Origin of the sequence: Salinimicrobium sp. TH3 (assembly GCF_026676115.1) — a bacterium.
Lineage (GTDB): Bacteria > Bacteroidota > Bacteroidia > Flavobacteriales > Flavobacteriaceae > Salinimicrobium.
The window spans coordinates 20,946-35,596 of record NZ_JAPONB010000006.1; the positions used below are offsets into that span (position 1 = coordinate 20,946).

11 protein-coding genes are annotated in these 14,651 nt (G+C 36.4%); 5 read left to right on the forward strand and 6 right to left on the reverse strand.

The window, feature by feature from the left end:
* On the reverse strand, positions 1–3,165 hold the full coding sequence (locus OU683_RS10490; protein ID WP_268137986.1) for a helicase-related protein: 3,165 nt from the start codon (positions 3,163–3,165) through the stop codon (positions 1–3).
* Between the two features lie 313 nt (positions 3,166–3,478).
* Between OU683_RS10490 and OU683_RS10495 the strand changes: the two genes are divergently transcribed.
* Positions 3,479–4,366, forward strand: a complete 888-nt coding sequence (locus tag OU683_RS10495) for a phospholipase D-like domain-containing protein (RefSeq protein ID WP_268137988.1) — start codon at positions 3,479–3,481, stop codon at positions 4,364–4,366.
* 55 nt (positions 4,367–4,421) lie between these two features.
* On the opposite strand, the gene OU683_RS10500 is transcribed toward OU683_RS10495, so the two are convergent.
* The 5 genes from OU683_RS10500 to OU683_RS10520 all read right to left on the reverse strand — a co-directional run bounded on the left by OU683_RS10500 (position 4,422) and on the right by OU683_RS10520 (position 9,393).
* Complete coding sequence (locus OU683_RS10500) at positions 4,422–5,078, reverse strand: EndoU domain-containing protein (protein ID WP_268137990.1); 657 nt, start codon at positions 5,076–5,078, stop codon at positions 4,422–4,424.
* A 133-nt stretch (positions 5,079–5,211) separates the two neighbouring features.
* Entirely contained in the window at positions 5,212–6,117 is a 906-nt protein-coding gene (locus OU683_RS10505) for a hypothetical protein (protein ID WP_268137992.1), read from the reverse strand.
* Positions 6,117–6,536 (reverse strand): hypothetical protein, encoded by a 420-nt coding sequence (locus OU683_RS10510; RefSeq protein WP_268137994.1) that lies wholly within the window; start codon positions 6,534–6,536, stop codon positions 6,117–6,119. The genes OU683_RS10505 and OU683_RS10510 overlap by 1 nt, the downstream gene beginning before the upstream one ends.
* Positions 6,537–7,228: 692 nt before the next feature.
* Complete coding sequence (locus OU683_RS10515) at positions 7,229–8,083, reverse strand: HEPN domain-containing protein (protein ID WP_268137996.1); 855 nt, start codon at positions 8,081–8,083, stop codon at positions 7,229–7,231.
* Positions 8,084–8,247: 164 nt separating this feature from the next.
* Positions 8,248–9,393: a restriction endonuclease gene (locus OU683_RS10520; RefSeq protein ID WP_268137998.1), complete on the reverse strand. Its 1,146-nt coding sequence runs from the start codon at positions 9,391–9,393 to the stop codon at positions 8,248–8,250.
* A gap of 358 nt (positions 9,394–9,751) precedes the next feature.
* Here OU683_RS10520 and OU683_RS10525 point away from each other — a divergent pair, with 358 nt between their 5' ends.
* The 4 genes from OU683_RS10525 (at position 9,752) to OU683_RS10540 (ending at position 14,631) form a co-directional block, all read left to right on the forward strand.
* Positions 9,752–10,210 carry a hypothetical protein gene (locus OU683_RS10525; protein ID WP_268138000.1) on the forward strand — a complete coding sequence of 153 codons (459 nt, stop codon included), beginning with the start codon at positions 9,752–9,754 and terminating at the stop codon, positions 10,208–10,210.
* A gap of 29 nt (positions 10,211–10,239) precedes the next feature.
* Entirely contained in the window at positions 10,240–10,686 is a 447-nt protein-coding gene (locus tag OU683_RS10530) for a response regulator transcription factor (protein WP_268138002.1), read from the forward strand.
* A 91-nt stretch (positions 10,687–10,777) separates the two neighbouring features.
* The gene (locus tag OU683_RS10535; RefSeq protein ID WP_268138004.1) at positions 10,778–13,354 is read left to right on the forward strand and encodes a hypothetical protein; all 2,577 of its coding nucleotides are present in this window, start codon (positions 10,778–10,780) and stop codon (positions 13,352–13,354) included.
* 17 nt (positions 13,355–13,371) lie between these two features.
* Positions 13,372–14,631: a hypothetical protein gene (locus OU683_RS10540; RefSeq protein ID WP_268138006.1), complete on the forward strand. Its 1,260-nt coding sequence runs from the start codon at positions 13,372–13,374 to the stop codon at positions 14,629–14,631.
* The last annotated feature ends 20 nt before the right edge of the window (positions 14,632–14,651 follow it).

Sequence of the window (14,651 nt, forward strand, 5' to 3'; positions counted from 1 at the left end):
CTATTTGATGATTAGGTAGCTTACCAGTTCAATTTTATCAGATTGCTTCAGTGAATCACTCATCATCGTCGTTCCTCCCGGAGTTGCCAGTGAATCCAAACCTACCTCCTCCTGGACTCCAACCACATTTTCAATGGCAGTTTTCAGCAACTTCACATAGGTCTTCATGTCTTTGTTGTAACTGGTCTCCTTATTAAAAGCTTCAATGAGGCTTGGTAAAATTTTATCATTACCCATGCAAAGTTTCCTAAAGTAGTCTAAGGCAATTTTAGTCAGGGAGGCCTTCACCATTTCACTGCCATCCTCACTGATATATACAAGAAAATATGGATATAGGATATTATTTTTCAGGCGAAGGTTATTCATGGGGCCGGTTTCCTTTAGGCAGAAAATAACTCCCGGTTTTACCTGTTCAAGATTAGATTGTACAATAGCATAAGAAGCGGAGGGAATTTCCTCCAACTCTTCCAGTTCTGCATCAGTACTTTTTTCCAAATCAATCTTAAAGTCATTAAATGTCATGTCAGTAATTGAGATATTACCCTGTACATCTTCTAAATCCAGTACCTGGTTTTGCAGTTGCTTTAATTGTCTTCTGCGATAGTCGAGATCCTGCATTTCCCGGCTGTTTTTGCGAATAATATTGTCTTCCCCTGTTGCCGAAACATCAAGCATCACCATTCTTCCCTGTACCTTCCCTACCAGGTCAATGAAGCTATCCAGTTCCATGCTTGGAAAGAAGTTAACCAACTGGATCCTTTGGTTTGTTGACCCAATTCGATCTATTCTTCCAAACCTTTGAATGATCCTAACAGGATTCCAATGAATATCATAGTTGACTAAATAATCACAATCCTGCAAGTTCTGTCCTTCCGAAATACAATCGGTACAGAACATTATGTCTATTTGATTTTTTTCATCAGGGAAGACATTTTCACGATTCTTGGAAACAGGAGAAAAGTGAGTTAGAACTGTATTCAATTCGGCTCGACAGCCGGGCATATTAGAAGTGTTTTTTCCTCCACCGGTAATCAGTGCACTATAAAGTTTATGTTCTGTATAAATCCAGTCCTTCAGATGTTCATAGAGGTAATTAGCTGTATCTGCAAACGCAGTAAAAATGATAATTTTCTTGTTGCCTGGATTTATTGGTTTTCTAACCTTTTCATCAAGTATATTTTTAAGGGTAAGAAGTTTAGCATCTCTGGGAACATCAATAAGTTTTATGTTCTGCATTAATTTTTGGAGTACCTCCTTATCATGCTTTAGATCCTGCTTCCATTTAATGATGTCTATATCTTGGATAAGAACTTTTGTCTTACCACCAACCAGGTAATCTTCCAGATCTGTATCATCGAGATCAACATCAGTAATATTTAAATCAAGATCAAATGTTCCCGTTTTATGCGTCTCAATTAAACGAAGATTGGCCTCAATTAATGAAAGCAATTTTCCTACTGTTAATTTGAATGAATGAATGGAACTTTCAAGCCTTTTTAGAAGATTCACCCGCATCAAGTAAATTAAACTTTGATCCCTGTCTACCTGCTTGAAAATACTACCAATTTTGGTAGTCATATCGTATTTCTCCTCGTAATACTCTCTTTTATCAGCTCTGACATAACCCAATGGAGTATAGGAAGCCAGGGTTAAAGTAGTTATCTCATCATAAATTTCAGCAATGTCTTTGAACTTATTGTGAGTATCGATTTCCGGTGTAATAGTCACAGGAAGGAGACGTTCCGGGAATTTTCCAATATCAGTTGTGTCGTAGTATTTTTCAATATGTTTTCTTGATCTGGCAATGGTTAACATATCCAGAATTTTGAAATAGCCCCCATCTAAATGAAGCATCAAATCATTTACATCAAGATCATCTGGATCTCCATCCCTGAACCATTGAGTAAACTTCCTCTGAGCATCTTTCATTACCTGCGAAACAGAATTTATGCCTTCGGAGTAAAAAGCCTCATCATCTCCTTCCGTAATAAAAGCAATCTGATTTTTAAGATCATTCATTCTATTATTGACAGGAGTAGCAGAAAGCATTAAAACTTTTGTTCTAATGTTATTTTTTATTACGTCGTCCATCAACCTTTGATACCTGGTAATCGTATCTCTCCTGTTTGGGTTGTTTCGGAAGTTGTGGGATTCGTCGATAACCACCAGATCATAATTCCCCCAGTTGATCAATTCAAGGTCGATATCACCAGATTTACCTCTTTCCCTGGATAGATCTGTATGATTTAATACGTCATAGTTTAACCTGTCCTCGTACAGGACATTCCATTTATAATTTTGTTGATATCCCGTCCAGTTCTCCCGTAACTTCTTTGGAGTTAAAACAAGAATTCTGTCATTCCTAAGCTGGTAATACTTCATTACCGCCAGGGCTTCAAAGGTTTTTCCTAAACCAACACTGTCCGCTATAATACATCCTCCATAAGTTTCAATTTTCTCTATGGCACCAATTACTGCATCCTTCTGGAAGTTGTATAGAAGATTCCAGACTTTAGAATCCTTAAACCCCACCTTTTGAAGCTTTTCATCTGCACGCTCATTAATGGTGGAGTACTGGAAAATTTCTCTCATGGAGTACTTATACAAAGCTTCCCCATTAATGTTTTTAATTCCCTTTGAAAGTTTCTCGTTTATGGTATCGTTTAAAAGTGTTTTACTATTCTCCCAGGAAGTTTTAAAGAGGTTAAGCCATTGGTGGCCCTGATCCTCAAAAGCATTAATAAAAATAGATTTTTCAGAATTTAGCTTCCCTAAGCTAACACTATCAAAATTTAAAGGAGTGAGCTGAAAACAAATCGTAGTAGTGGTATTCCCGTTCTCAATAATCAGCAGATTTTGATTACCGGTTGCCCCTTCCCGAATTTGAATTTTGTCCTCAATAAGACTTAGAACCTGTTGGATCCTAAATTTGCGATCCAGTTTTAAATTAAGCTTATTCTCTTCAGCACTGTTAATGAAGACGAAATTGTTTTCATCATTCAGGTCCAGAAGAAATTTTATTTGCTTAGCCTGTTTTAGCTCTGGAAGAAGGTCAAAAAGAGCATATGAGGTAAAGTAGTTACAGCTTAAATATATCGAAGAAGTTTTATTAATAAGCTTTAGAATCTCATCATAAAGCAGTTGATCCTGATTGTTTACCAGCATAATATTGGGTTAGGTTGGTTGTTTTGTGTGTAGGGAAAACAAAACAGGTCTAAAAGAGTAAATCTAAAAAAAATCTTAATGAAATGGAAGAAACTTCTCGCTTATTACTAAGGGGCTTCCTGTGAAGACACAATACTTATAGGCCATTTACTGTTGCCATTTTAACTCCATATCCTAAAGGGAACATCTTTAAGCTGTAAATTCTGGTTTTAAGAAGATTTATAAATCACGATTTTTCCTACATTGTACAATCAAAAAACGACCCTTCCGTTTTTCATTTTTTCACCCCAATTATAAAAGAAAGAGGTAATCCATGTTCTTAAACAAAGAAAAATATAAAGTCGAGTTAAGCCGCTTAATATCTGAAGCAGAAAATGAAATAGTTCTTGTTGTTCCTTACATCAGAATGTCGAAAGAGGTTTTTTCACTAATTGAAAACGCCAATAGTAGGGGAATTGAAATTCTGATTATTTGCAGGAAAGATGGAGTACGTGCAGAAGAAATAGAACGACTGAAACAGTTAGAATGCATAAGCTTTATGTCTCACCCGAATTTACATTCCAAAATCTATTTAAACGAGGAGAATATTATAGTAGGTTCAATGAACTTATATGATTATTCTCAATTTTTCAATAGAGAGGCAGGATATCTTATTGAATGGTGGGATGAGGAGGCCCGGAGAGACTGCTTGGTGGAAATTAACGAAATCAAGTCTGGTGCAGAATTGTTATTTGCTTCGAAAAAGGTATCTGAGAACAAATTAGATTTTGAAGTGATAAAGACAGACCTCGATCTTGCATATGAATATGCAGACCATTTGAATAAAGTCTTCAAGACAAAAACTTTTAGAGTAAAAGAAAATTCCGAAGGAGCTGACCCTACTTGTACCGATTTTTACGATGGAATAGACGTGGTATTTTCTAATAGAATTGACATTTTACCGAAATATCCAGACAGTATTTTAAATAAACTGTTTGAAAAATACAGAAATATGCCGGAGAAAAAGTTTCATCCATTTAGAACTTATTGCAGTGACTACAGAAGAAATTTTACAATATATGCTCCAAAGGGATCTTACATTGATGAAGAAATGTTCGACAGCCCAAAATTTGCAGAAAATGTAGAAAAAATCACCATGGCTTTGTGCAGTGAAATAGATGAATTTTACAAAAGAGAATTTGTGAAACAGGAAAGGATCTAAGGAAAACTCTAACAGGGAGTATCAGGATTATATTTTTTTATATCCCCTTACTGAATTAAACTAAGGGATAAATCGATGTCAATTTTCCATTTTTCACAACAATTTCAACTTGAATACCTGACATAGTTTTAGATAAATAAATATGTTCTGAATCAACCTTCTTCACCTTATTCATATTTGCAAAATCACACTCTGCGAAAAGGTTTGTCGGCGACCAATTTTTAGGAAAAAATGTAGAGGATGCTTTTTTAGGTATCCATCTCTTTGTGTTCTTATCAAAGAATTCAATTTTTGCTCTAAAAACACCGGTTGCGTTATCAAAGTATTCCTCTTCTATAATTTTTATTTTTTCTGGATCAAAAAAATGCAAACCTGAAACCTTACCATTTTTTACTCGACCTTTTGTAACGTGTAAATAAACATTTATAAAGTCATCTTTGTATGTTTTACCTTCTGGAGTTAAAATGAATTTTTCGGAAACTGTTATGTTGTTCAGAACTTTTTGTACTTGCTTAGAACCTTTTAAAATAAGTTTCTTGTAAATGAAAGAATTTCTCTTTAGGTTTCGAAGTGATTTAAAAGGACCTTCTCCTTCTTGAATTGATGGATAAAAATCAGGGACCATAAAAATTCTTATTCCAACTTTTAATTTTTCTTGCCCGGTAGCCTTGCAGACATTTTCGATTATATAGTAAAAATATTTCTCATCCATGTTTGCAGCAAACCTATCGTAAATTTATTACAAAGAGTTTATAAGAGGGATCTTAGTTGGGTATTGAAATTAATAAGAAAAGACTATCTGTCGAGAACATTACAGAATAATAAATCTTACAATTTGCAAAAAATTATTTCCCAGAATTATGTTCAATTATATCAGATAATTCACTATCTGTATTTTTCAAGTCAATCTTCCAAGTTTGAAAGGACTTATTATACTTTTTCGGATTACTTTCTACAACCCGAGTAGCACATTGGACAAGATTTCCAAATACATTTTTAATATGGTAATTAGCTTCTGCCTTAGTTGAGTAATTTCGAGATGTTTTAACCTTTGTCTTTAATAGATTGTCTAATTCATAAAAATAGGCATCTAACTCAAAAGGATCTCTATATGCTGTTTCAGCTCTTGATAATATGTGTTCAAAACTATTTAAATGTTTATAATGATCAGTCAAAATGCGTAGAGGTGTTTCAGATGCCTTTAAAATGACAACTTCCATAATTGTATTCCGAATATTTCTTTTATCCAATGTTTGCTTAAAAGATAGATCATTCTTGTACAAATTATAATGTCGAAGTTTCGTTTTGACGTTCTTTAAATTATAATTTGAATAAATATTCAATATTTCTTCTCTTAAATTTCTTGAATATATTGTGGAAATTTCTTCGTCGAAGTATGATTCATTATCTGGCAAATATACTTTCGGAATTGAAGACTTTGAAGTTATCGTGATATGTTTAGGTTCGATTGCACTATCTAAATCTAAAAAGTACACAATTTCATTAGCATCTTTAATAAGGCTTTTTAAGGATTTAGTCTTTTTAAAATACTCAAACAAAGAAAATTTTTCAACCGTAAATAATAGCCATCTATTCAGATTATCATCACAATCAACCCAATTCATCAGATAATTAATTCCATTTTCATCATAAAAATGAGAGAGTAAAGGGCCTCCAAAAGATATTATATCGCCTCTTTTTGTCAAGTGCAAATTAAATTTTGGAATTTTATATCCTTCTAAATTTTCCATTATTGTAATGTACGAATTATTTTAAAGCGCTTATTGAAGTTGCTTTCTTCCGTGTGGTGAAAATTAAAATGGCCATTTCTTTCAATTTGTCCACCTACTCCATCTTTTTTCCTTAAAGTACCCTGGGCAATATGTGTGCCTAAAAGTTTTTTTATGTTTTTGAATCGTTTAGTTAGTTTTATAAAATGCGCCTGACTGTTTTCGATTGTATCATGAAAGGATAGTGCGTAATTTTCACATTTTTGCAAATCAGTTTTGTCATTCAAGCTTTTAGGATTTTTCTCAGCTTGAGCAAGAAAATTTCTTTCGTCATCCATTTTTTCAAAGACCCATCTAAAACAATTACAGGTTTTCGAATGATATTCCTCAGGTGGACAGGTTTCTAATCCGTCTATTTGTTTCTGGTAAACGTATTTCATTTAGCTAAATTAGTTTTTTCACATGTTTTGTACAACATCCCATATGAAACCACAGACATTATCATCCAGCATTGTCTTCCGCAGGAAATCAGAAGCAGGAAATTTTTTAAGAATTTTCGAATTAAGATAGGTTTGAGTATTGTTTCTTAAAATGTGATAATGAGCCTTATTTACCACAATGAGATTCACCCCATAAAACTCAGTATGCATTATCAGCACTTGGATCATTAGCTGAATTTACTTTTACAACTTTCACCCAATCAGTTGTGGCTTCTTTTTCATTCAGAATTTCGCAAAGGTAACTTGCATATCCGTCCCGTTTTGTGCCATCATCTTCAACTGTTACATAAAGAACATTAGAGTCCGTTATAATTGCTTCTTTTACCTTAGGCTCTTTTCTAATCTCCTCTACAGCTAATAAATTGTTTGGTTCATCTTGAGGTTTAACTAACTCACTGCAACCGATGATAAAAGCGGAAAAAATAATTACGTAAAAAAAGCTTTGTTGATGTTTTCTTTTTTTATTGAATTATTAGCTGGCTTTTTTAAGTTGCATATAACAGTTCCGGTTACAGCAAGTTGCGGGAGCAGGGATGCGGAATTGTCGGCTTAACCTTTTTCTTACTTGGTTTCTAAGATTACAGTTTTTCTATATATACCTGCTATTTGCGGTGAACGGATGTTGGTATACGTCATTGTAGTTCTTCATATATTACGGATTCTATATTGTCGTTAATTTGAGTTTCTGTCCAATTTTCCGAGATTTTATTTCTGTCACCAAAACCTAAACTGGTTAATTTATAATTTAAATCATCGAGCTTTGGAATTTTATGTATGATTAACTCAATAATCATTTTTGAAACTATTGACTGAAGATAATTGATGTATTCATATACTTTATCATCTGAAAATGGAGAACCGTGTACAATCTTACTTCTTAGACTATATATTTTGTTTAAGTTTCTGTAAATTGTCTGGCTCGTCTTTTCGTCTTTTCCACAAATAATAGCCAAATTTCTTCTAATCCTATAAAGCAATTCACTGTTACCATTAACCACACTTTCTAAACTGATACAGAAGGAAATGTAAGAGAAATGGTAGTAAGGATTATCAAACGAGCTTACAAAATTTTGAATAGATGATTTTAAATATCCAATATCTAAATAGGATGTATAATAGTTTATAATAAACTTATTTATTTCCTCAGTTTTTAATTCGTTGAAAATCAGGAAATTTTCATCTTGTTCATCTCGAGGTTCGAAACTTGTACTCGTTTTAAAAATGGTCTTTTCTTCCTTAATATTAAAATCTAATATGTACTCTACTGCTAAGTTACTCGGGAACATTAATAGCAGAAAATTATATAAATCGTAAATCTTCTTTGACCCAAATTTCTTTGTGTGATCTTTATTAATTATTGCAAACCTTTCTTTTTTAATAAAATCTGGATGTTCTGTATCAATGAAATCTTGAAGGCCAGTTTTCTCTTGAAATACTCTAAAATCTTCTGATCCAATATTTACTATATCGAATTCAGGAAATTTCAATTTAGAAAGATCACTTTTAGTATTGGTAATTATTAAAACTGTAAAATGTATCATAAATCAATAATGGATGCCAACGTTCCGTATAAAAACAGTGCTCCCTGGGAGCACGGACTTTCGATACAAGAACTATTTAAGCATCTTAAGTTTTAGCGTTGTTGGCTTAGTTATTTTTCCTTGAAGAACTCTTTTGAAAATAGCTCTTTTTGTAAATTAAATTGAATGTCGAACTTATTTCGTGGCCAAATTTTAGTTTTTATATTAAATTTTTCATTCTTATTTGAATCGTTTAACTGGTCGTATAAACTCGGTGTTATATCATTGTTTGTCATTAACCAATAGCCGTCAACATTATGCTCGACGACTCTATCTGTCCATCCGCTTATAGTCGCTGGGGAAATACTGTGTTTTGAAAATTTACATTGTACTAACCATTTTTCTTCCTTTTTACCCGAAATATTATATACTTCTTGAACGATTATAAAATCCCGTCCTCTGTCCGCGGCATTCGGTTTTCCTATGGTTTGAACATCAATTATTCCTTTCTCATTTTGAAGAAGTACTTCACAAAGTCCTTCGAATGTGGTTCCTTTAGTATCCTTTAATTGACTCCAATCAACCTTGGTATATGGCTCAAATTCAAAGAAAGGTTTCGAACTTTCCACTTTTTGACTTAAGGTCACTCTTTCTTCTTTTTCAAAATCTTCCCCTAATAGTCCCATAATGATAAATTTTGTGCCCTCATCTCCAATTAAGACTAAGACTATTCCGTCAGACGAGACTAATTTCTTGGCAATACTCAAGTCATATTCATAATCAATAGTTTGGATTACATCTTTAATTTTTTGATAGTTTCTAATGTTGAATCCAAATATTTTGTCCTCTGTTTTTGCTAAAAGATAACTTTCACCTTCGTACAAATGTGTAACTTCTATTAAGTCAGATATTTTTTCTACAAGGTTTTGGGGTAGTAGTTTATAATTAGTTGATGAATGGATTATTCCAACAGCTTTTTTCTCGTCATAATAAAAGCCTTTTATAGCTTTTGTAATTTTTATTATTTCTCCATTGATTTCTTCTGTAGTTTCAGTTTTGTATTCCTGCAAGCCAAATGAGTCAAGATGTTCAAGAATAATATAGAGAGTTATTTCATTAAGGAAATCTTTATTACAAGAACCACCACATTGTCCATATTTATAATTATTGATACATTCTTCTTGTGAAGGTTGATAAGAATACATTTTTTGTAGTTCTCTCGTACTTAAGAAATTTTCTGGTTCGGGACAGTCAGAAAAATCATATTCTTCATCCATATTCTTTCTTGTAATTTGGTTTTAATAATTAAGCCCAACTCGTTATATCAAAACGAATGTAAGAATTTAAAAGCTACAGATAACAGCAGGAAAGGGAACTAACAGGTGAATTTATTACTGAAAATTTTAGGAAATCTCATAGCTAAATCCCTTGTCAATTTAATGTACCTTTTTGTACCTTCAAACGTCACCCCTCATGTATTGGGAAAAGTGACTATATGTATTGGAAAGTAAAGGGAAAGAGTTAAGCCTTACCTCTCAAACAGCTGCCTCTCCTACCATGGGGTTTTACGGCTTGTCCCTGTTTACTCCAAACCCCTCAGCAACCTGAAAAAGGCATCTGAATAGCATGCCTTCTATGAAAACGATTTCCCGGAGTGACAGTAGCCTGCAGGTGCAGGCTCAGAAGATTAGATTTGACAGCACGGGTGTAGAAACTGAAGTGCCGATGAACCCTTGGCTGGAGATTGGTTTATATGCAGAAGGCCAGCCACTCCATCACCGGATGCAACGCATTAGAACTGTAGAGCAGGAAATAAAAGTGACCGTCCCCCGAAAACCTGATGCCGGAGGTATTGATCCCAACCACCTGATGATCGACCTGAGACTTGAGAATAATATGAAAAGCCGGAAAGGTAAAAATGTCTACTTTTTATTCGCCTCTTTCAGTTTTTTGTCTTCGGTCAATTATCTACCCCGGCTATCGGAATATTTCCTGCCGAAAATCACAATTCCCTCCTCTCCTACAGCCTTAAAAAAAATTAAATTTTTTCACTATCGCTTCAAAAAATTTATTAATTTTTTAGGACGTAAATAACTGTTAATAAGTACTTTAATAGAAATCTAATGTCTGCAGATCTGGAAATATCGCTAAGGCCCAAGAGAAAGAGGAAAGAAGAGATCATTGATTTTTATTTTGCACAGAACTGGGATCAGAATTCAGAGCAGCAATTATTATATCGTCTCCAGGAAATTTTATGTCTTACAAGGAGCTATGGAGAAAAACTTTCCCTTACGTTAGTAGTGGAGGTAAGGGACCCGGGCAGGGTAAGACTACTTTTAAAAAAATTCCTGGCAGGTAAGATCTCCCAGGTTTCTTCCCAACTGTCCATAAGAGAGTTAGAGGTTATGAATTTACTTATGCAGGGCCTCACCAACAAAGAAATTGCCTGCAGGCTTTTTATAAGTTACGAAACGGTAAAATCGCATCGCAAAAACATCCTTCAAAAAACTAATTGCAAAAATACAGCAGCCCTTATCAGTTATTACCATACCACCTTCTTTGATAAATAAGCAGGCTTTTGCTCCAATAAAAAATCCCCCTTTTGGGGGATATCAATTGATGATAATTAAGAGGATCTTGTAGTAACTAAAACTTTCTCTTATGGACTCTAACAGATTTAACGGAAATACAGCACAGCTGGCGGGGTATGAAACTCCGTTTAATGATGTAGCAATTGAGCAGGAACATGATTCTCACCACCACGCTCAAAGTGAAGGATTAAGTGAATATTTTGTAATTCCAGAAATGGAAAGCCCCTTTACAAAAACTTTTGACGACCAGGAACAGGGAAATGACCTATCCCCTATTTCGGAAGAATATGTTGACCTGTTGGGGGAATTGAATGACAGAGATTTTTCTGATGCTATCTCCCAAATGGCCGGAGAACTGGAAGAGACCTGGATCTCCAAAATTTCAAATGAAGCTGCCATGGGTAGCAGGTATATTCCCTTTGCATCACAGCAGGCAGAAGCTTATATAGAACCCCTTGTCCAGGAATCTGAAGTTATTTTTGATAAACTAATAGAACATTTTTCGGGCAATGATCTGGCCGATCATTCAGACACCAAAGTCGAAGATTTTTTCTCCAGCCTTGAATATGGTCACGGGAGGTTTACACCTGCACAGGAATACTTTCTGGGAGGGCTCATTAAAAAAGCCAAATCGGTTGTAAAAAAAGGAATAAATCTCGCTAAAAAAGGAATAAGTACCGTAGGTAAGATCATGCCTATCAACCTGGTATTGCGAAAATTAAAAGCTTTGGTGCGACCACTTTTAAAGAAGGTCTTACAATTCGCCATAGGAAAATTACCTAAGAATCTGCAACGTCATGCCCGTTCCCTTGCCAAAAAATTTCTTTCCATGGAAGTAGCTGGAGAATTGGAAACTTTTGAAACCGATTACACTGCCGCCGGAGATATAGATGCCATTCAAATGGAATTCGATAATGAAATTGCCAACCTCTTATTTACTGCTCATGAAATTGAAATGGATAATGAGATTATGCAATATGAATCTTCATTTGCAAACATAGAGAGGGAGTTTGACAATGAAGCAGGAGTGTCGAACATTCCTTCCTTAGAAGAAGCAAGACAGCGTTTCATAACAGATTTAAAGGAACTTCGTGAAGGAGAAAGCCCCGCTCCTGCCATTGAACATTTCCTGCCTGCCGCAATTATGGCTTTACAACCTGTAATAAAGGTCGCCATTGGAATTATTGGCAGGCAAAGGGTAATTAATTTTCTTGCCGGTCTCCTTGCAAAACTGGTAGCTAAATATGTCCCTGAAGCTGTCGCTAAACCTTTAGCGGCCAGTATTATTGATGCAGGAATGGGCATTATTGGTTTTGAGGTGAACGAAAAAGATTCTCCAGACGTGGCTTATGAAGCTATTGCTAACACCATAGAAGGTACCATTCAAAACCTTACAGATCTTAAGGAAGAAGACCTTCAGGATAACGAAGCGCTTACCTTACAATTGCTCAGCGCCTTTGAAACAGCGGTTGCAGATAATTTTCCTTCCAAATATATCAAGCCTCAGCTTAGAAAAACGGTACAACCCGGGATTTGGATATTAAAACCCAGAAAAGGCTCCCGCTATATGTACAAAAAATTCAGCCACGTTTATGACATTGTGATAGATCCCACAACAGCTGCAAGCGTGAGTACTTTCCGCGGAATTCCGCTGGCCAGCTTCCTTAAAGATAAACTGGGAATGGATCTCACAAAACCTGTCAGGGCAAAGGTCCATCTTTATGAAGCTATAAATGGGACCAGGCTGCACAGGATCGCAAAACATGAAAATCTGCCGGGTATGAATTCCCCGCAAATTTCGGGTTCTTCCCTGTTGCATCCTTTAACTCCCGAAGCATCCCTCATGTTGCTGAAAGAACCTCATTTAGGAAAACCAACAGATCCACGGTTTAAAAACAGGAGATATAAAATAGCCCTGGGGCAGCGTTTTTACTTCCTGGAAATTCCGGGGGCGACATTGCGCATGCCTCCTGTAGAGAATTTTGAAAAGGAATTTGAAAGCGGCCGTTCGGGGCGGGGTCGAAAACTCAGTAGATCCAGTGATATTCAGGGAGTGATCAATTTTGTACGCTCAGAGATCCAGCTTAATTACTTTTTCAGTGAAGAGGAAGCAAAATCTGTAGTAGAGAAACTCAACAGAAATGACTACCTGGGCGCTTCCATGAGCATAAGGTATTCTGTGAGAAAGGTACTTCACGGCATACTTGTAAAGAACATTAATACAAAGGTTAAGATAATTCATGAAGCCATGCCCGAGCTTTACCTGGAATATTATGCAGACGAGGAAGAGCAGTTTGCTCCGTTTGCCGCAATAGGAAGAGCCGTTGGCGGTATGGCAAAGAGTGCAGGTAAAAAAGTCCTGGCAGATATTATTGAAAAGATCATTAGGAAAGTGACCGAGATGGCATATAAAGCCCTGGTGAATTACTTTAAAGCAAGGACGGCAGAATTCAAGTCGGCCCAGGCTTCCCCAAAAGACGGCGTCACTGTGCAGATCATTTTTATAAATATTCCGGGAATGTCTTCCATCAGGGCCGTGATCAATGCCATTAAAGGAAAACTTAGCCTTGGCAACATTGCAGACCTTGCCCTGCCCAATATCCCGACTCCCGAAATAAAATCCCTCGCCGGGAAGAGATTCAGTTAAATTTAAAACAGGACCTAATGTTAGTCACAGACTCAATAAGAACAGATCTTTCCAGGCAGATCACTCATTGGAACCAGGCCATCCTGCGCCTGTCTGCACTGGATCATCTGGCATCGCAGACGGCCTGGCAGGGAACAGATTATAAAATTGGGCAACTCCTTAAAAATTCCCTTCAACAAAACGTGAAGCAGGTAATTGCCCTGGGTAATCAATTAAAGCAGGAATTGGAGTATAGTGGGAACGATACAGAAAGGCTGCGTGCGTTAAGACAGGGAGTGTTGGTACTGAGGCAAAAGTATTTGAGGGCCGAGGAGACTATACAGTTCTATACGGTGGCAATTAACTCCCGTACTACGCCTTTAATTGCCGCTTTGTTAAGGGCCTGCGATATTTTATGTACTAGAAGTATGGAGGAGATCCTGAGGCCCCTGGGAAAAGAAACTCCTCCTATTCTAACCTATATCGATAAAGGAGCAGGAGCTTCCATCCTTAAAGCGGGATTACGCCTGTGGGATGGAAATATAAGTCCAGTTGCGGCCGTAAAAATTACACAGCATAACCTGTTCCGGCCAACAGCAATTATCCATGAGACGGGGCACCAGGTAGCGCATATTCTGGGATGGAATGAGGAATTAGCCAACGCTTTAAGGAGCAGGCTTATAAACCACCAGAGAGCGGTTGGAGAGGCTTTTGCCGGCTGGGCCAGTGAAATAGCGGCAGATGCATTTTCTTTTGTTCATGCAGGTTTTGGCTCTGTCGCTGCCCTTCACGATGTGGTAAGCAGCACCAGGCAGGCCGTGTTCTACTATAATGAAGGAGATCCCCATCCTATTTCTTATATACGGGTATTGCTCAATATTGAATTTTGCCGAAGAAGCTTTGGTGCCGGACCCTGGGATGAAATGGAGCAGGCATTTCGCAATGAGTATGACATTGACCGCACCCATTCCTCATCAATCCCGCTCATAAGACTCTGTAAAGAGGCCATTCCCGATGTGGCGAATCTGGTGCTGAATTTTCCATTGCAGGCGTTTGGAAACAGAACTTTAAGCCAGTTGATACCACCTGAAAGAGTGAGTCCGCAGTCCCTGCAAAAACTGGAATTTTTGGCCGGCCCTGCTCTCTTTACCTCACATGCGTGGATTTGGAGTGAATGTATAAGGTTGCTTGCCCTCAACTCCTATAAGATTGGAACGGGCAAAGGTGACCTCGACAATCTCTATAAACAGCAGGAGCAATGGATGTTGAAGCTGGGATATTCAGTAGCAATGAATTAAACATACTTAAATTTCAAGAA

Coding starts and splice junctions, on each gene's coding strand:
- OU683_RS10490 (WP_268137986.1), bottom strand. CDS start 3,165: ATGCTGGTAAACAATCAGGATCAACTGCTTTATGATGAGATTCTAAAG.
- OU683_RS10495 (WP_268137988.1), top strand. CDS start 3,479: ATGTTCTTAAACAAAGAAAAATATAAAGTCGAGTTAAGCCGCTTAATA.
- OU683_RS10500 (WP_268137990.1), bottom strand. CDS start 5,078: ATGGATGAGAAATATTTTTACTATATAATCGAAAATGTCTGCAAGGCT.
- OU683_RS10505 (WP_268137992.1), bottom strand. CDS start 6,117: ATGGAAAATTTAGAAGGATATAAAATTCCAAAATTTAATTTGCACTTG.
- OU683_RS10510 (WP_268137994.1), bottom strand. CDS start 6,536: ATGAAATACGTTTACCAGAAACAAATAGACGGATTAGAAACCTGTCCA.
- OU683_RS10520 (WP_268137998.1), bottom strand. CDS start 9,393: ATGGATGAAGAATATGATTTTTCTGACTGTCCCGAACCAGAAAATTTC.
- OU683_RS10525 (WP_268138000.1), top strand. CDS start 9,752: ATGAAAACGATTTCCCGGAGTGACAGTAGCCTGCAGGTGCAGGCTCAG.
- OU683_RS10530 (WP_268138002.1), top strand. CDS start 10,240: ATGTCTGCAGATCTGGAAATATCGCTAAGGCCCAAGAGAAAGAGGAAA.
- OU683_RS10535 (WP_268138004.1), top strand. CDS start 10,778: ATGGACTCTAACAGATTTAACGGAAATACAGCACAGCTGGCGGGGTAT.
- OU683_RS10540 (WP_268138006.1), top strand. CDS start 13,372: ATGTTAGTCACAGACTCAATAAGAACAGATCTTTCCAGGCAGATCACT.